Source organism: Saccharopolyspora karakumensis (assembly GCF_004349225.1).
Classification (GTDB): domain Bacteria; phylum Actinomycetota; class Actinomycetes; order Mycobacteriales; family Pseudonocardiaceae; genus Saccharopolyspora; species Saccharopolyspora endophytica.
Window position 1 is genome coordinate 51462 of record NZ_SMLA01000027.1, and the last position, 17852, is coordinate 69313.

14 protein-coding genes are annotated in these 17852 nt (G+C 70.7%); 6 read left to right on the forward strand and 8 right to left on the reverse strand.

Features of this window, described 5'->3' with window-relative positions; translation table 11 throughout:
- The first annotated feature begins 154 nt into the window (after positions 1-154).
- From adh to E1202_RS18165, 5 genes are all read left to right on the forward strand, one after another.
- A complete protein-coding gene (gene adh, locus E1202_RS18145) occupies positions 155-1678 on the forward strand; it encodes an aldehyde dehydrogenase (protein WP_132684337.1) in 1524 nt (507 codons plus the stop codon).
- A complete protein-coding gene (locus E1202_RS18150) occupies positions 1678-2052 on the forward strand; it encodes a DUF779 domain-containing protein (RefSeq protein WP_165943900.1) in 375 nt (124 codons plus the stop codon). Before adh ends, E1202_RS18150 begins: the two co-directional genes overlap by 1 nt.
- Positions 2053-2281: 229 nt before the next feature.
- Complete coding sequence (locus E1202_RS18155; protein WP_132684338.1) at positions 2282-3520, forward strand: iron-containing alcohol dehydrogenase; 1239 nt, start codon at positions 2282-2284, stop codon at positions 3518-3520.
- Positions 3517-4887, forward strand: coding sequence for a MadS family sensor histidine kinase (locus E1202_RS18160; protein ID WP_235878596.1), 1371 nt, complete (start codon positions 3517-3519; stop codon positions 4885-4887). Before E1202_RS18155 ends, E1202_RS18160 begins: the two co-directional genes overlap by 4 nt.
- On the forward strand, positions 4884-5552 hold the full coding sequence (locus E1202_RS18165) for a MadR family response regulator transcription factor (protein WP_132684339.1): 669 nt from the start codon (positions 4884-4886) through the stop codon (positions 5550-5552). Before E1202_RS18160 ends, E1202_RS18165 begins: the two co-directional genes overlap by 4 nt.
- 75 nt (positions 5553-5627) lie before the next feature.
- Here the strand turns inward: E1202_RS18165 and mftM are convergent, their stop codons facing one another.
- The 4 genes from mftM to mdo form a co-directional block, all read right to left on the reverse strand.
- Positions 5628-6533: a mycofactocin oligosaccharide methyltransferase MftM gene (mftM, locus tag E1202_RS18170; RefSeq protein ID WP_235878598.1), complete on the reverse strand. Its 906-nt coding sequence runs from the start codon at positions 6531-6533 to the stop codon at positions 5628-5630.
- The gene (locus E1202_RS18175) at positions 6530-8047 is read right to left on the reverse strand and encodes a VWA domain-containing protein (protein ID WP_132684340.1); all 1518 of its coding nucleotides are present in this window, start codon (positions 8045-8047) and stop codon (positions 6530-6532) included. The genes mftM and E1202_RS18175 overlap by 4 nt, the downstream gene beginning before the upstream one ends.
- 10 nt (positions 8048-8057) lie before the next feature.
- A complete protein-coding gene (locus tag E1202_RS18180) occupies positions 8058-9227 on the reverse strand; it encodes an AAA family ATPase (RefSeq protein WP_235878600.1) in 1170 nt (389 codons plus the stop codon).
- A 94-nt stretch (positions 9228-9321) separates the two neighbouring features.
- Positions 9322-10614, reverse strand: a complete 1293-nt coding sequence (gene mdo / locus E1202_RS18185; protein ID WP_132684341.1) for an NDMA-dependent methanol dehydrogenase — start codon at positions 10612-10614, stop codon at positions 9322-9324.
- 305 nt (positions 10615-10919) lie between these two features.
- Between mdo and mftD the strand changes: the two genes are divergently transcribed.
- Positions 10920-12092 carry a pre-mycofactocin synthase MftD gene (gene mftD / locus E1202_RS18190; protein WP_132684342.1) on the forward strand — a complete coding sequence of 391 codons (1173 nt, stop codon included), beginning with the start codon at positions 10920-10922 and terminating at the stop codon, positions 12090-12092.
- Positions 12093-12274: 182 nt separating this feature from the next.
- On the opposite strand, the gene E1202_RS18195 is transcribed toward mftD, so the two are convergent.
- The 4 genes from E1202_RS18195 to kdgD all read right to left on the reverse strand — a co-directional run bounded on the left by E1202_RS18195 (position 12275) and on the right by kdgD (position 17793).
- On the reverse strand, positions 12275-13726 hold the full coding sequence (locus tag E1202_RS18195) for a GntP family permease (RefSeq protein ID WP_132684343.1): 1452 nt from the start codon (positions 13724-13726) through the stop codon (positions 12275-12277).
- A gap of 220 nt (positions 13727-13946) precedes the next feature.
- A complete protein-coding gene (gene gudD, locus E1202_RS18200; RefSeq protein WP_132684344.1) occupies positions 13947-15272 on the reverse strand; it encodes a glucarate dehydratase in 1326 nt (441 codons plus the stop codon).
- A gap of 17 nt (positions 15273-15289) precedes the next feature.
- Positions 15290-16870 carry an aldehyde dehydrogenase (NADP(+)) gene (locus tag E1202_RS18205; protein WP_132684345.1) on the reverse strand — a complete coding sequence of 527 codons (1581 nt, stop codon included), beginning with the start codon at positions 16868-16870 and terminating at the stop codon, positions 15290-15292.
- On the reverse strand, positions 16867-17793 hold the full coding sequence (gene kdgD / locus E1202_RS18210) for a 5-dehydro-4-deoxyglucarate dehydratase (RefSeq protein WP_132684365.1): 927 nt from the start codon (positions 17791-17793) through the stop codon (positions 16867-16869). The genes E1202_RS18205 and kdgD overlap by 4 nt, the downstream gene beginning before the upstream one ends.
- Between the last annotated feature and the right edge of the window lie 59 nt (positions 17794-17852).

Sequence of the window (17852 nt, forward strand, 5' to 3'; positions counted from 1 at the left end):
GACGCCGGGGACAAGAGCGCCACCCGCCACCAGGACCAAAACCGTCCGTTCGGTCAGGCACCCGATGGGCGCGATCCGGGGTGCAACCTCGTTGCAACGTGAGGTGCGACACGCTTCCGCGCGACAACGGAAGTTCTCGTGCAGGAGGCAACGCATGACCAAGTACGCAGCGCCGGGTACGCAGGGCAGCGTCGTGGCCTACGAATCCCGCTACGACCACTACATCGGCGGTGAGTACGTGGCCCCGGCCAAGGGCGGGTACTTCGCGAACCCGACGCCGGTGACCGGCGCGGACTTCACCGAGATCGCCCGGGGCACCGCCGACGACGTCGAGCGCGCGCTGGACGCCGCGCACGGCGCGGCCCCGGCCTGGGGGCGCACCTCGGTCGCCGAGCGGGCCAACGTGCTCAACCGGATCGCCGATCGGATGGAGGCGAACCTGGAGCGGCTGGCCGTCGCCGAGAGCTGGGAGAACGGCAAGCCGGTCCGCGAGACCCTGGCCGCCGACATCCCGCTGGCCATCGACCACTTCCGCTACTTCGCCGGAGCGATCCGCGCGCAGGAGGGCAGCCTCGGCGAGGTCGACGACAACACGGTGGCCTACCACTTCCACGAACCGCTGGGCGTGGTCGGCCAGATCATCCCGTGGAACTTCCCGATCCTGATGGCCGTCTGGAAGTTGGCTCCCGCGCTGGCCGCCGGCAACGCCGTGGTGCTCAAGCCGGCCGAGCAGACCCCGGCCTCGATCCACGTGCTGGTCGACATCATCGGCGACCTGCTGCCCGCGGGCGTGCTCAACGTGGTCAACGGCTTCGGCGTCGAGGCGGGCAAACCGCTGGCCTCCAGTAACCGGATCGGCAAGATCGCCTTCACCGGTGAGACCACCACCGGGCGGCTGATCATGCAGTACGCCAGCGAGAACATCATCCCGGTGACGCTGGAACTGGGCGGAAAGAGCCCGAACATCTTCTTCGACGACGTGGCCGCGGCCAACGACGCCTTCTACGACAAGGCGCTCGAAGGCTTCACGATGTTCGCGCTCAACCAGGGCGAGGTGTGCACCTGCCCGTCGCGGGCGCTGATCCAGAGCGGCATCTACGAGAAGTTCCTCGGCGAGGCCGTGGAACGCACCAAGGCGGTCAAGCAGGGCAACCCGCTGGACACCGAAACCATGATCGGCGCGCAGGCCAGCAACGACCAGCTGGAGAAGATCCTGTCGTACTTCGACATCGGCAAGCAGGAGGGCGCCAAGGTCCTCACCGGTGGCGAGCGGGCCGACCTCGGCGGCGAGCTCTCCGGCGGGTACTACGTGCAGCCGACGGTGTTCGAGGGCCACAACAAGATGCGGATCTTCCAGGAGGAGATCTTCGGGCCCGTCGTCTCGGTCGCTCGCTTCGACGACTACGCCGACGCGATCAAGACCGCCAACGACACGCTCTACGGCCTGGGTGCCGGGGTGTGGTCGCGCGACACCAACACCGCCTACCGCGCGGGTCGCGAGATCCAGGCCGGCCGGGTGTGGGTGAACAACTACCACGCCTACCCGGCGCACGCGGCCTTCGGCGGCTACAAGCAGTCCGGCATCGGCCGCGAGAACCACAAGATGATGCTGGAGCACTACCAGCAGACCAAGAACCTGCTGGTCAGCTACTCGCCGGACAAGCTGGGCTTCTTCTGATGGAGCCCGCCAGGGTCGCCGTGACCCCGGAGGCGGCGCAGCTGCTGCGCCGCCTCCGGGCCGACCACGGTCCGCTGATGTTCCACCAGTCCGGCGGGTGCTGCGACGGCAGCGCGCCGATGTGCTACCCGGCGGGGGAGTTCCGCACCGGCGGCTCGGACGTGCACCTCGGAGATCTGGAGGTGGACGGGGAAGCGGTCCCGGTGTGGATGTCGGCGGCGCAGCACGAGTACTGGAAGCACACGCACCTGACCATCGACGTCGTGCGCGGCCGGGGCAGCGGGTTCTCGCTGGAAGCTCCCGAGGGGGTCCGGTTCCTGATCCGCTCCCGGCTGCTCACCGACGCCGAGTTGGAGGCGTTCGGCCTCGCCTGATCGGCGGCGTCGTTCGCACGGGGGGCGACGGCGGGGCCCGCCCCACCGGGTGGGTCCCGCCGGCACCCGCGCCGCCCGCGGTCAGCGGAAATCCGGCAGACGGCGGTTCGCGGTGTGGTTCAAGTCACGTTTCGGACTAGGATGGGTCGGGGTTCGGCCCGTCGGCCCGATCGGTGATCGTCGTGGTCCGCGCCGCGCACACCCCGCTCCGGTGCCTGGAGGATGCCTGATGACAGTGCGAAGCCGGGTGCCCAGCTCGAACGAAGCCGAGGTCGGCGAGCTGGCCGGTCCCCAGATCACGCCGCTGGGCGGCGACTCGCCCGGCCTGGCGAAGTTCCACGTCCCGGAGGTCGTGTTCGGGCCCGGTGCGCTGGCCGAGCTCGGGCACTGCGCGCGGCGGCTGGGCGCGCGCCGCCCGTTCCTGGTCACCGACGGCGGCCTCACCGAAGCCCGGTGGGCCGCCGAGGCCGCCGGGCACCTCGACGCGGTCGGGTTGCGGGCGGTCGTGTGGGACGCCGTCACGCCCAACCCCAAGGACCACGAGGTCGAGGCCGCCCACCGGCGCTACGCCGAGTCCGGCGCCGACGTGATCATCGGCGTCGGCGGGGGTTCGGTGATCGACGCGGCCAAGGGCGTGGCGATCCTGTCCGGCAACGGCGGCCGGATCCTGGACTACGAAGGTGTGGACCAGGTGGTCAACCCGATCCCGCCGCTGGTCATGGCGCCGTCGACGTCGGGAACAGGTGCCGACGTCTCGCAGTTCGCGATCATCACCGACACCGCCAACGCCACCAAGATCACCATCCTCAGCCGCGCCCTCGTCCCCGAGATCTCGGTGATCGACCCGCGACTGCTGACCAGCATGCCGGACTGGCTCAACGCGGCCACCGGCCTGGACGCACTCACCCACGCCATCGAGTCCTACGTCTCCCGCGCGCACAACACCCTCACCGAGCAGCACTCGCTGCACGCCGCGAAGCTCATCACCGGCAACCTCGCCCGCACCCTGTTCCGGCCCACCGAGGCCGAACCTCGCGTGGCCATGGCGCAGGGCGCGCTGGAGGCCGGGATGGCCTTCACCAACGCCATCCTCGGCGCCACCCACGCCATGAGCCACCAGGTCGGCGGGTTGCTCGACGCCCCGCACGGGGTCATCAACGGGGTGCTGCTGCCGCACGTGATCCGCTTCAACGCCGAGGCCGACCCCTCGCGCTACGTGCCGCTGGCCGCCGCGATCGGGATCGACACGGCAGGAGTTCCGCCCGTCGAGGTGGCCTTCGCCCTCGCCGACCGGGTGCGGGAGCTGGCCGACGTCGTCGGCGTCCCGCAGACGCTGCGCCCGCTCGGGGTGTCCGATGCGGACATACCGGTGCTGACCCGCAACACGCTCAAAGACGCCTGCCTGACGACGAATCCGCGCGAAGCGCGGGCGACCGACATCGCGGGACTGTTCCGGGCGGCGCTGTGAGCGGTGAAGCCGGGACCTCAGGCGGCGACTTCGGCGACGACCTCGGCGTCCTCACCGGGCTGCGCTCCGGCAAGCGCTCGTTCTACCCGGAGTACGTGCGCTCCGCCGAGCGTCTCGAATGCGCGGTGCAGGCCCTCGACCGCATCTCCGGCGCGCTCGTGCGCACCGTCGAAGGCCCCCGCACGCTCGTCGAGGCCGTGGTGCGCGCCGCCGCCGAGCACCTGCAGGCCGACCGGCTCCTGCTGGGCATCGCCGACGGAGCCCTGCGCGCGGCCCGGCCGCGGTTCCTGCTGCTGCACCACGGCGAACTCGTCGACGACGAGGACCGCCTGCCACCGGCAGCGCGCGAGCAGCTCGACGTGATCCGGGCCCGGCCGTGGGAGATCGAGCTCGCCCCCGCCGGCCCCGGCTGGGTGCGGGCGCCGATGACCCTGGACGACGAGCCCGTTGGCGGCATCGTCGGCTGGCCGGGCGACGTGCAGGTCGCCGACACCGACCTGGCGATCATGCGGGTGCTGGCGAACCAGGCCGCCGTCGCCGTGCACAACTCGTTCCTGTTCCACGCCGCCGCACAGCTGCGCGGGCGCACCGAACAGCTCTCGGAGGCCGCCGCCCAGCAGGCCCGGGACCTCGCCGCCCGCAACGCCGAACTGCAGGAGACCCAGCGGCGCCTCGTGGAGGCGATGCAGCGCCAGGCCCTCGACGACGAGCGCCACCGCATCGCCCGCGAGCTGCACGACACCGTCACCCAGTACGTCCTCAGCGCCGGCATGACCGTCGAGGTGTGCCGCTCCGAACTCGCCGAGATGGGCCCGCAGGCCCAGCAGGTCGCCGAGAAGCTCGCCCCCGCCAAAGGACTCACCCAGCAGGCCGTCGAACGCCTGCGCGCGGCGATCTACGCGCTGCACCACGGCGCCGAGGAACCCCCGGGTTCGCTGCCAGTGCTTCTCAAGCAGCTGTCCACCGTGCACCTGTCCAGCGAGTTGACGGTGGAGGTGCGGGTGGCGGGCAGCCCCGCTCCGCTGCGACCGGAGGACGAGAGCTCGATCCTGCGGCTCACCGGCGAGGCGCTGTTCAACGTCGTCTCGCACGCCGGAGCGAGCCGGGCCGTCGTGCAGCTCGTCTACCAGCCGCGGCAGTTGCGGCTGACGATCTCCGACGACGGGACGGGCGATCCCGCGCAGTTGCGGCGATCGCTGAAGCTGTCCTCGGCGACCGATCTGGCGGGCCGGCACCGCGGCCTGGCCAACATGGCCGCCCGCGCGCAGGAGCTCGGCGGGACGCTGGGCATCCGCCGCTCGCGGATGGGCGGTGTGGCGTTGCAGCTGCGGGTGCCGCTGTCCTCGACCCGGGAGGTGATGTCATGACCCCGCCGGTCCCCGACCAGCGCACCCCGACCGGTCAGGTGCGGATCGTGCTCGTCGACGACCACGCGATCGTCCGGCACGGCCTGCGCTCGGTGCTCGAACGCGAGGAGGACCTGCACGTGGTCGGCGAGGCCGCCACCGCTGCCGAGGCCGTCGACGTGGTCGCCGCCGCCCGCCCGCACGTCGTGCTGCTGGACCTCAAGCTCTCCACCGGCGACAACACCGAGGGGCTGCACCTGTGCGGGCGGCTCACCGAGCTGCACCCGGGGCTCGGGGTGCTGGTGCTGACGACGTTCCTCGACGGCGGACTGGTCGTCGAGGCCATCCACCGCGGTGCGCGGGGCTACGTCGTCAAGGACGTCGACACCACCGAGCTCGTCCGCTCCATCCGCGCGGTGGCCCGGCGGGAGAGCTCCTTCGACTCCCGCTCGGCCGCCGCCATGGTCGAATCGATGAACTCGCCGTCCAGCGATCCGCGACTGACCGAGCGGGAGCTCATCGTCCTGCGCCAGCTGGCTCACGGGCTCAGCAACCGCGACATCGGAGCGAAGTTGTTCATCTCCGAGACCACGGTGAAGTTCCACGTCCGCAACATCATGCGCAAGCTCACCGCCACCAGCCGCGCCGAAGCCGTCTACGAAGCCAGCAAGCTCCACCTCATCTGACGAACCCGTCCGGCCCGAATCCACAAGAACCCCAGATGACCAGTGCAGACATGCCCGACCGCGGGGTGAATCGGGTCAGGAGTCCGTGCGGATCTCGAGCCAGCCCCCGTGGTGGTCGGTCACCTCGTAGGGGTGTCCCGTGCCGGCGCCGAGGTGGTGGAGGTCGGCGGGGGTGAAGGTCCGGACGTGGCCGAAGGCCGCGGTGGGCTCGTCCTCGTAGGGGACGGCGATGATCACCCGGCGGCGGGCGAGGCGGAGGGCTTCGGCGAGAACCGCGTCACCCCGGGCGGGTTCGAGGTGTTCGAGCAGGTGCATGGCCGTCACCGTGTCCACCGTGCCGTCGGGCAGCGGGACCTGGGCGGCGTCGCAGACCAGCGTGTGCATGCGATGACCTCGGGCGGCCGCGACCGTCTCCAGCAGGCGCATGCTGCCGGGGACCAGGTCGGAGGCGATGACCGAGTGCTCGCCCCGTTCGGCGAACAGCAGCGGCAGGAACCCGAAGCACGAGCCCAGGTCCAGCACCCGCCCGGGCGGGACCAAGCGCAGGACCCGCCGGTACAGCGGGGCGAAGTCGGCGATGGAGGAGTGCGGCGCGCATCCCGCCGGAACCGACCAGCACTCCCGGATGCGCGCGAGGGTGTTGTCGTAGAACGTCGTCCACGCCCGCAGCGGGTCGTCGATCACCGACTGCACCACCTCGGTGAACACCCGCTCGAAGACCTCGACCCCGCTGAGCCAGCCGGGCGCGAACAGCTCGTCGGCGAGGACGCCCGCCAGGTTGTTGTCCAGCTGATCGGCCCGCAACCAGTGGCTGATCTCCATGCGGTGATCGCGCCGGTGCAGGCAGAAGTGCCCGGTGCGGGTCACCTGCCCGTGCGCGTCGCACGGCGAGTCGTGCCGGGAGACGGTGACCAGCGGGTCGTGGCCGTGCGGGGCGAGCGGATCGATGTGGTGCAGCGCCGAGCGTTCCCCGGCGCTCACCGCCCGGTCACCTCCGTCGCGATGGACTCGGCCGCCTTCGCCAGCCCTGACAGGTCGCGCACCACCTGCACCCGGTCGCAGTGGTCGGCGTAGTCCGGCAGGTCGCAGCGCCCCAACCGCCACGAGTAACGCGGTTCCGGTGTGAGCCAGATGGTTTCCCGCGACCGGCGCGCGATCTCGGCCAGCGCGTCGACGTTCGGGTCGTTGCCGTTGCCGCGCCCGTCACCGAGGATCAGCACGGTGGTCCGCCGGTTGAGGCTGTTGCCGAACTCGTCGAGGAACGCGGCGAAAGCGGCGCCGTAGTCGGAGTTCCCGTCCACGTCGAGGACCCCGCCCTGCGGCAGCCCGTCGAAGACCAGCCCCAGCGCGCGCTCCAAGGGGTGGTCGGTGAACAGCTCCGAGATCTCCACCGGGTCGTCGACGAACGCGAACGTGCGAACCTGCGTGAACAGCGACTGCAACCCGTGCACCAGGTGCAGCGTGAAGCGCGCGGTGGAGCGCACCGACAGCGACACGTCGGCCAGCACGATCAGCCGCGGCTTGTCCTCCGCCCGCGTCACGGTGACCGGCCGGAACGGGACGCCGTCGTAGCGCATGTTGCGCCGCATCGTGCGCGCCGGGTGCACCCTGCCGCGCGGGGTGTTGCGGCGCTTGCTGGTCGGCGCGCCGCGCAGGCTGTGCACGATCCGCCGCAGCGATTCCTCCAGCTGCTGCCGCTCGCCCTCGTCGACTCGGTCGAGCCGGCCGGTGGTGACCTCACGCGACTCCTTGGCCGTGCGCTCCAACTCGGCGAGCTTGGCCAGGTGCTGCTTGAGCAGCTCGGGCAGGTTCTCCAACACCCCGGTGAGCTGCCCGCGCGGCGTGAATTCGGGTTCCTCGTCGTCGGCGAGCCAGTCCAGCAGCGTCTGCTCCTCGGCGATGCTCAGCCGGGTGTCGATGCGGTGACCGGTGTGCTCGGCCAGCGACCCGGGCGTGCCCGCGTTGTGCAGGTGCTCGGTCTCCAGCTGCACCGACGGCACCGAGCTGCCGCCCGCGCTGCTGTTGTCGCTGGAGAACACCACCTCGTCGGTCATCGACGCCAGGTCGATCTTGTTGCTCTCCTGGTGCAGGTTGTACTGCTGGGCCAGGTCCTCGGGGTCGAAGTAGTCGCGGATGTCGGCGGGCTTGGCGTGGGTGTGGCCCTCCTGCGGTGTGTCGCCCGGCTCCTCGGAGACGGTGAACGACTGGAGCTCGCCGGTGTCGGAGAGGTCGTCGTGCTCGTGGGTGTGCTCGTGCCCGTGGTCGTCGGGAACGACCGGCCGCAACGCGAAGAAGGTGTCGAAGACCTCGTCGAAGATCTCCTCGTCGCGCCGGTCCTTGATCATCGCGACCTTCAGCGCGTCGCGCAGCGCGTCGCGGTCGTCGAGCATCCCGGGCTGGGCGGCGCAGCGCATCGCGTCGGTGGCCTCGGACACCGAGATGCGAATGCCGAACAGGCGCAGCAGGCGGACGAACCGGTGCAGAGCTGATTCCACGGCCCGCTCCTCACGACTTGCGCCGGGTCGCCGCTGAGAACGAACGATGCCCCTGGCCGCCCGTCGGCCGCCGGCCGGAACCGCCGGAACCCGGTGCGCCGTAGTAGGAGTCGTCGTGCCGCCCGGGCGCGTCCTTGGCCGCGCGCACCTCCCGGCCGTCGACCTCGCCGTGGTCGTGGTCATGCCCGTGCCCGTGCCCGTGCCCGTGGGTAGGCAGCTGGTGCGGGATGTCGCGGTTGGGGTCGGCCATGTGCCCGATGACGTCGAGCGCCTGGTGCAGGTCGCGCTCGTACTTCACGACCACGTTCACCGTCTCCGCCAGCACCTCCGAGCCGAGTTCGTCGGCGCCGAGGACCGCCAGGGTGCGGGCCCAGTCGATGGTCTCGGAGATCGACGGGGCCTTGCGCAGCTTCAGCGCCCGGAGCTGCCGCACCACCGAAACCAGCTGCTCGGCCAGGTTCTCCGGCAGTCCGGTGTGCTTCGAGCGGACGATCTCCAGCTCGCGGTCGTGATCCGGGTAGTCCAGGAACAGGTGCAGGCAGCGGCGCTTCAGCGCCGCCGACAGGTCGCGCGTGTTGTTGGAGGTCAGCACCACGTACGGCGGCGTCGTCGCGGTGTAGGTCCCGACCTCGGGAACCGACACCTGGAACTCCGCCAGGCATTCCAGCAGCACCGCTTCCAGGGCCTCGTCGGCCCGGTCCACCTCGTCGACCAGCAGGACCGCCGGCTCATCACCGCGGATGGCCTCCAGCAGCGGCCGCGCGGCCAGGAACCGGTCGGAGAAGAACAGGCTGTCCTGCTCGCCGATCCGGTCGATCGCGGTGGACAGGTCCGGTGCGTCGGCGATGATCTCGCCGATCTTGTCCCGGAGCATCTGCGTGTAGAGCAGCTGCTTGCCGTAGTCCCACTCGTAGAGCGCCTTGCTCTCGTCCTGGCCCTCGTAGCACTGCAACCGCAGCAGCTTCCGGCCGGTGGCCTCGGCCAGCGTCTTGGCGAGTTCGGTCTTGCCCACGCCCGCAGGGCCTTCCAGCAGCAGCGGCTTGTCCAGCCTGGACTGGAGGTAGACGGTGGTGGCCAGCCTGCGGTCGGCGATGTAGCCGTGCTCGCCGAACCGGTTGATCACCTCCTCCACCGACTCGAAGGGCTTGTCGCCGGGCTGATCCGCGATGTCGTCGAGCACTGCGATACCTCCGGAGTTCGAGCGGTGCGGTGGTGGGAAGGCCGTGGTGCCGCGCGGTCGGAGGGCGCGACACCACGGCCGGTCCGGGGAGGGATCAGGTCAGCAGGTCGTCCAGATCCCCGGTCATGCAGTGCTCGACCACCGGGCGCACGGTGTCGAAGGTGCACTCCTTGGCGTTGCCCGGGGTGCAGGCGTCGCCGAGGACGTGGTGGGTGATGCGGTCGACGTCGCCGGAGTCGCCCTTGATCTCCTTGGCCTGCTCGTAGAACTTCGTCGGGCCCTGCCCGAGCCGGTTCTTCGAGTAGCTGTCGGCGTTGACGTCGACGAACCGCTCCGGGATGCCCACGTCGCGCAGCAGCCGGATCGCGGCGTTGAGCGCGGCATCGGCCGCTTGCGGGTCGGTCATGCCGTGGGTGTCGATGCCCATCGCCTCGGCGATGGCGGCGAAGCGCTTGTAGGCCACCGGCATGTTGAACGCCCACACGCGCGGCAGCGCGACGGCGTTGTTGAGCCCGTGGTGGGTGTCGTAGAAGGCGCTCACGGCGTGCGAGATCGAGTGGATGATGCCCAGCCCGCCCGAGTTGAACGCCTGCGCGGCGATGTACTGCGCGTACATCATGCCCTCGCGGCCGGCCAGGTCCTGTCCGTTCCACACCGCCTGGCGCAGGTTCTCGGCGGTCAGCTTGATGGCGTGCAGCGCGTTTCCCAACGACGGCTGGAAGTTCAGCCGCGACACGTAGGGCTCGGAGGCGTGCGCCAGCACGTCGAAACCGCACTGGGCGGTGTAGTCGACCGGGCAGTCGTAGTAGAGCACCGGGTCGTCGACGGCGAGCGTGGTCACCGAGTTGTCGTCGAAGGCGACGTACTTGTGCGGGTTGCCGGGATCGGTGGTGGTGTCGGTGATGACGTAGGCCCAGGACGTCTCCGAACCCGTGCCCGCCGTGGTGGAAACGGCGATGTGCGGCGGGTTCTTCGGGTTCTCGGACTTGTTGAAGCCCTCGAACTCGTTGACGTTGCGGCCGTCGTGGGCCACCGAGATGCGCGCGCCCTTGCAGGCGTCGTGCGAGGAGCCGCCACCGATCGACACGAACGAGTCGCAGTGGTTCTCCTGGTACATCGCGACGGAGTCCATCACGTTGTAGTCCTTGGGATTGGACTCGACCTGGTCGTAGACCACCACTTCCAGGCCGTGGTAGCGCATCGACTCGACGATCTTGTGCACGATGTCGGTGCCGCGCAGGCCCGAGGTCATCACCAGGGTCTTCTTGAAGCCCAGCTTCAGCGCCTCCGGGCCGATCATCTCGTGCGAACCGGGTCCCAGCAGGGCGCGGGGGAACGGGTGGAACTCCTTGATCGGGAACGGCTTGAGCAGCTCGTCGACCTGCATGTCGCTGTCCTTTCCACGCGCGTCGTTGCACGTTGCTCTCCGGCCGGGCGAAGGGGGAACCCGGCCGGTCCCGGGGGACGTCGGCGTCGAACCCGGCCACGTCCCGGAAGCTAGTGCCCCGGATCACGCGGGGAGAACGGCTGCGAACCAAGACCCCTCGTCCGAGAACCCGGTTCCGGACGAACGGGGAGGGCGGTACCCGTCCGATCGGACAGGTGCCCGCGCCGCACCCGTTCGATCGGACGGGTGGGGTGGGCCCGGTCGCACGGTGCTCGCGGTCGCACCTGGCCCTAGCGTGGTGCGGCATGGCGGAGTGGTTCGAAACAGTGGCGGAGGCGCACCGGCGCGCCCGCAGACGACTGCCCAGGTCGGTGTACCTGGCGCTGGTGGCGGGCAGCGAGCGCGGCGCCACGCTCAACGACAACATCAGGGCGTTCGGCGAGCTCGGCTTCGCGCCGCGCGTGGCGGACCTGCCTGCCGAGCGGGACATGTCCACGACCGTGATGGAGCAGGAGCTGTCGCTTCCGGTGCTGGTGTCACCGACCGGCGTGCAGGCCGTGCACCCGGAGGGCGAGGTCGCGGTCGCGCGGGCGGCGGCGGAGGTGGGCACGGCGATCGGCTTGTCCTCGTTCGCCAGCCGATCCGTCGAGGACGTGGCCGCGGCCAACCCGAAGACGTTGTTCCAGGTCTACTGGGTGGGCGATCGGGAGAAGGTGCTGGCCCGCGCCGAACGCGCCCGAGAGGCCGGGGCGAAGGGCCTCATCGTCACCCTCGACTGGTGCTTCGCCACCGGGCGGGACTGGGGGAGTCCCCCGATCCCGGAGAAGCTGGACCTGCGCACGAAGTTGAGCTTCGCCCCGCAGGGACTGCTGCGGCCCCGATGGCTGCGCGGGTTCCTGCGGCACGGGCTGCCGGACCTGACCACGCCGAACATGGTGCCGCGCGGCGAAGCCGCGCCGACCTTCTTCGGCGCCTACGGCGAGTGGATGTTCACCCCACCTCCGACCTGGGAGGACATCGCCTGGTTGCGGGAGCGCTGGGGCGGGCCGTTCATGATCAAGGGCATCACGCATCCCGACGACGCCCGCCGCGCCCGCGACATCGGCGCGACGGCGATCTCGGTGTCCAACCACGGCGGCAACAACCTCGACTCCACGCCGGGCACCATCCGGCTCCTCCCGGCGATCGCCGACGCCGTCGGCGAGGACCTGGAAGTCCTGCTGGACGGCGGAATCCGGCGCGGCAGCGATGTCGTCAAGGCGCTCGCACTGGGCGCCCGGGCCGTCCTCATCGGCCGCGCCTACCTGTGGGGCCTCGCGGCCGAGGGCCAAGCCGGAGTCCGCAACGTCTTCGACATCCTCCGGTCCGGCATCGACTCCTCGCTGCTGGCCCTCGCCCGCCCCTCGATCGACGAACTCACCCTCGAAGACCTCATCATCCCGAGGGATTTCACCCGCCACCCCGTCTCCGAGCACTGACCCGCTCGAACGGCCCCGACACGGCACACCGCGTCACCTCCCGGGGTGCGGTTCCCGATTGCAGTGGAAATCAGAACCCCGATCTCCACTGCAATCCGGTGCTCGGGACAGGACCACGGCGACGGGGGAGACGGGACTCCGGTGCGCGGCCCCCGGGGAACGGGGCATCGGAATCGTGGTGGTCAGGTGAGGGAGAGGACCGCGCTGAGGGCTGCCGCGATGAGGAAGGCCGTGCCGCCCATGAAGGTCTCCATGAGGGTCCAGCTCTTGAGGGTGGTGCGGATGTCGATGTCCATGTAGCGGTTGAACAGCCAGAAGCCCGAGTCGTTGACGTGCGAGAGCACGGTGCCGCCCGCGGCGACCGCCACCACGACCAGGGCGATCTCCGGCTGGGAGAGCCCGAGCTCGTGGATGAGCGGAGCCACGATCGGCGCGGTGGTCACGATCGCGACCGTCTTGGAGCCCAGCGCCACGCGCAGCGCGGTGGCGATCAGGAACGCCAGCACCACCACCGGCAACGACGTCCCGCCCAGCAGGTCGGCGAGGGCCTGACCGGCACCGGTGGCCTCCAGGACCGCGCCGAACACCCCGCCCGCACCGGTGACCAGCAGGACCAGCGCCACCGGACCCAGGGACGCCGAAGCGGCCTTCTCGATGCGCTCCATCGAGAACCCGCCGCGCAGCCCCAGCACCCAGAACGACAGCAGCGTGGCGATGCTCAGCGCGATCACCGGTGCGCCGATGAACGTCAGCACCTCGCGGACCGCTCCCTCCGGGAGCACGACCTCGGCGAAGGTGTTGAACATGATCAGCACGACCGGCAGCAGGATCACCCCGACCGTCACCCGCAGCGACGGCGGAGCCTGCGTCGTCACGCCGCCCCCGGATGTCCCGGCCTGCTCGCGGGCCTCGCCCAGCAGCTGCGTGGGAACGGGCGTGCCCAGCTTGTCACCGACGCGCGTGCCGAAGAGGTACGCGCCGATGAACCACGCGGGAAGTCCGCAGATCAGGCCCATGATCGTGACCCAGCCGAGGTTCGCGCCCAACAGGCCGGCCGCGGCCACCGGGCCGGGGTGCGGCGGCAGCACGGCGTGCATGATGGCCAGTCCACCGACGGCGGGCAGCGCGATGCTGATCACCGAACGGCCGGAGCGCTGCGCCACCGAGTAGATCAGCGGCAGCAGGATGATGAACCCGACGTCGAAGAACACCGGGATGCCGAAGATCAGCGCGGTCAACCCGACCGCCATCGGAGCCCGGCGCTCGCCGAACGCGGCCAGCAGCCGTCCGGACAGCACCTCGGATGCCCCGGATTCCTGGATCAACCGGCCGAGCATCGCGCCCAGCGCCACGATGATGGCGATCTCGCCGAGGGTGTCGCCCATCCCGTCCTCGAGCAGTCCGGGGATCTCGGTGGGGCTGATGCCGGCGACCGCCGCCACCGCGACGCTGACCACCAGCAGAGCGACGAACGCGTGCAGCTTGGCCTTGATCACCAGCAGCAGGAGCAGCGCGATCCCGCCTGCCACGAGCAGCAGCAGCGCCCAGGGCGGCAGCGTCCAAGCGGTCTCCGGCGCCTCATCGGCGGCCAGGGTGATCGTTCTCGACAAGAAGTCCGTCGATCGGGTAGGCATCGTTGCCTTCCTCCGTCAGGGTGCACTCCACCAGGCGATCGAGAGACGGAATACCGCCGTCATCAGGTCCCGGAGAACTGCGGTATTCAGGCCCCGGAAGACCGCCGCAATCCGTGCCCCGGAAAACCGCCGTAATCGGGGTCCTGAAAACTGCGGTTATCGGGTGTCTGAGGACTGCGGTTCTCGGGTTGGGGATCGATCGCCTGAGGGGTTGGGTGGGTCAGTTCCGGTCGAGGGCAGGGCGTTTGGGGTCGAAGGTCCAGCCCGGGATGAGGTGTTGCATGGCCGCGGCGTCGTCCCGGGAGCCGAGGCCGTGCTCGAGGTAGAGCTCGTGGGCCGCCTGAACCCGGTCTTCGTCGAGCTCCACGCCCAGTCCCGCAGCGGTGGGAACCGGCAGCAGGCCCTCGGAGATGCGCAGCGGCTCGCGGGTCAGCCGCTGGCCGTCCTGCCAGATCCAGTGCGTGTCGATCGCGGTGATCTCACCCGGTGCCGCCGCCGCGACGTGGGTGAACATCGCCAGCGAGACGTCGAAGTGGTTGTTGGAGTGCGAACCCCACGTGAGACCCCAGTCGTGGCAGAACTGCGCCACGCGCACCGAGCCGCTCATGGTCCAGAAGTGCGGATCGGCCAGCGGGATGTCCACGGCGTTCGCGCGCACCGCGTGGCCCAGCTGCCGCCAATCGGTGGCGATCATGTTGGTGGCGGTGGGAAGCCCGGTGGCGCGGCGGAACTCGGCCATCGTCTCCCGGCCGGAGTAGCCGCCCTCCGCGCCGCACGGGTCCTCGGCGTAGGCGAGCACGTCGCGCAACCCGCGACCGACCTCGATGGCCTCCGACAGCAGCCAGCCCCCGTTGGGGTCCACCGTGATTCGCGCGTCGTCGAACCGCTCGGCGAGCGCGGTGACCGCCTCGGCCTCCTGCCTGGCGGGCAGCACGCCGCCCTTGAGCTTGAAGTCGCGGAACCCGTAGCGCTCGCGTGCCGCCTCGGCCAGCCGCACCACCGATTCCGGGGTCAGGGCTTCCTCGTGGCGCAGCCGCGTCCAGTCGTCGGTGCCGTCCTCGCCGGTGAGGTACGGCAGGTCGGTCCTGGTGCGGTCGCCGACGAAGAACAGGTAGCCGAGCACCGGAACTTCGGCCCGCTGCTGCCCGTCACCGAGCAGTTCGGCCACCGGCACGCCGAGGTGCTTGCCGAGCAGGTCCAGCATCGCCGACTCGATCGCGGTCACCGCGTGCACGGTGACGCGCAGGTCGAAGGTCTGCGCGCCGCGTCCGCCCGCGTCGCGGTCGGCGAAGCGGGCGTGCACTTCGCGCAGCACCGAGCGGAGTCGTGCCACCGGCTTCCCGACGACCAGCTCTGCCGAGTCCTCCAGGGTCGAGCGGATCGGCTCACCGCCGGGCACCTCGCCGACTCCGGTGCGGCCGTCGGAATCGGTGAGCACCAGCAGGTTCCGGGTGAAGAACGGCGCGTGCGCACCGCTGAGGTTGAGCAGCATGCTGTCGTGCCCGGCGACCGGGATCACGCGCATCTGGGAGATCACGGGTGTCATGTTCGCTCTCCGTGTGGTCAGTGCCTGCCGGGTTCGCCGTCGATCCGGCGAAGCAGCCCGTCCGGGTTGTGGTCGGCCAGCGAGCTGGGCAGCAGCGCGGCGGGAACGTCCTGGTAGGCCACCGGCCGCTGGAAGCGCTCGACGGCCGGCGTGCCCACCGACGTCATGCGGGAGTCCGAAGTGGACGGATGTGGTCCACCGTGGACCATCGCGTGGCCGACCTCGACCCCGGTCGGCCAGCCGTCGAACAGGATCCGGCCCGCCTTGAGCTCCAGCACGTCCAGCAGCTCGGCCGCCTCGGCGTGGTCGTCCCCGGCGGCGTGCACGGTGACGGTCAGCTGGCCCTCCAGCGACTCGGCGACCTCGCGGAGCTGCGCGGCGTCGCGGCAGCGCACGACGACCGAGCAGGACCCGAAGACCTCCTGCTGCAACGACTCGTCGCCGATGAACGCCTCGGCGTCGGTGACCACCAGCGCCGGGCGGCCCGCCACCGGGAGATCCGTCTCCGGCCCCTGCGCCAGCACCTGCACCGCGGGGTGCTCGGCGAGCCGGGACACGCCCTCGGCGTAGGCGCGAGCGATGCCCGGGGTGAGCATGGTGCCCGCTTCGCGCTCGGCCACCGCGTCGGCGGCGGTGTCGAGGAAGGAGCGCAACTCCGGCCCGTCGACGGCCACCACGATCCCCGGGTTGGTGCAGAACTGACCCGCGCCCAGCGTCAACGACCCCGCGAAACCGGTGGCGATCCGCGAACCGCGCTCGGCCAGCGCACCCGGCAGCAGGAACACCGGGTTGGTGCTGCTCATCTCCGCGTAGACCGGGATCGGCCGCGGCCGCGACTGCGCGGCGGCCACCAGCGCCAGGCCCCCGGTGCGCGAACCGGTGAAGCCGACCGCCTGGATGCGCGGATCGGTCACCAGCCGGATGCCGAGATCGGGACCGTCGCCGAACAGCAGCGAGAAGGTGCCCGCCGGAAGTCCGAGGTCGGCGACCGCGCCGGCGATCGCCCGGCCCACCAGCTCGGAGGTCCCAGGATGGGCGTCGTGGCCCTTGACCACCACCGGGCACCCGGCCGCCAGCGCCGAGGCCGTGTCGCCGCCCGCCACCGAGAAGGCCAGCGGGAAGTTGCTGGCGCCGAACACCGCCACCGGTCCCAGCGGGACCTGGCGCTGCCGGATGTCCGGGCGAGGGGGCGTGCGGTCGGGCAGGGCCGGGTCGATGCGCGGGATGTCGTGGTCTCCCGCGCGCAGCAGCGTCGCGAACATCCGCAGCTGCCCGGTCGTGCGACCGCGCTCACCGGTCAACCGCGCCACCGGCAGTCCCGACTCGGCGTGCGCGCGCTCGACCAGCGCGTCACCCACCCGCTCGATGTTGTCGGCGATGCGCTCCAGGAACCGCGCCCGCTCGGTGATCGGCATCCGCCGGTACGGCCCGAACGCCTCGGCCGCTGCGGTGCAGGCGCGTTCGACGTCGGTGGCGTCGCCGTGGCCGAACGGCGGTTCCAGCTCGGACCCCGTGCTCGGGTCGATGGCGCGGATCTTCTCGCCGGAGCCGGACACCGGAGTGCCGGCGATGAGCATCTGTCCGGTCGGTTCGGTCATGCTCCCGCCTCCGGGACGCGGTCGATCAGCTCGGTCAGCATCGCCAGCTCGGTCTCGTCGAGATCGACCAGCGGCGCGCGGACCGGGCCCGCCGGACGGCCGATGGCGCGCATGCCCGCCTTGACGATGCTCACGGCGTACCCCGCGCTGCGGTTGCGGATGTCGCAGTAGGGCAGCACGAACTCGTTGAGGTAGCGGTAGACCGCGACCCGGTCGCGCTCGCGGACGGCGTTGTAGAAGCGCACCGCGAACTCGGGCACGAAGTTGTACATCGCCGAGGAGTAGGTCGTCATGCCCATCTCCAGGTAGGGCAGCGCGAACGTCTCAGCAGTCGGCAGTCCGCCGACGTAGGTCAACCGGTCCCCGACGCGCGAGTAGATGCGGGTCATCTTCTCGATGTCGCCGACACCGTCCTTGAACCCGATGAGGTTCGGGCACTCCTCGGCCAGCCGCTCGACCGTCGTGTCGGCGTAGACGGCGTTGGCTCGGCTGTAGATGATCAGGCCCAGGTCGGTGGCCGCGCACACCGCGCGGACGTGCTCGACCAGGCCCTCCTGCGGTGCCTCGGTGAGGTACGGCGGGAGCAGGAGCACGCCGTCGGCTCCGGCGCGCTCGGCGGCGCGCGCCAGCTCGACGGCGGTGGCGGTGCCGTAGCCGGCGGGGGCGATCACCGGGATGTCAGCGGGCACCTCCTGCACGGCGGCGGTCACCACGGATTCCACCTCCGCGGGGGTCAGGGAGAAGAACTCGCCCGTCCCGCCCGCGGCGAACAGTCCGGTCGCGCCGAAGCCGGAGAGCCAGCCGATGTTGTCCCGGTACGCGGCCTCGTCGAAGCTGAGGTCATCGCGGAAGTGCGTCACCGGGAACGAGAGAAGCCCGCTGGCGAGCCGTTCGGCGGCTTCGGCGGGCGAGAAGCGGGACATCGTTTCCTCCAGGTCCGGTGCTCGGTCGGAGCTGACGTTAGAGCCGGTCATCGATGCGC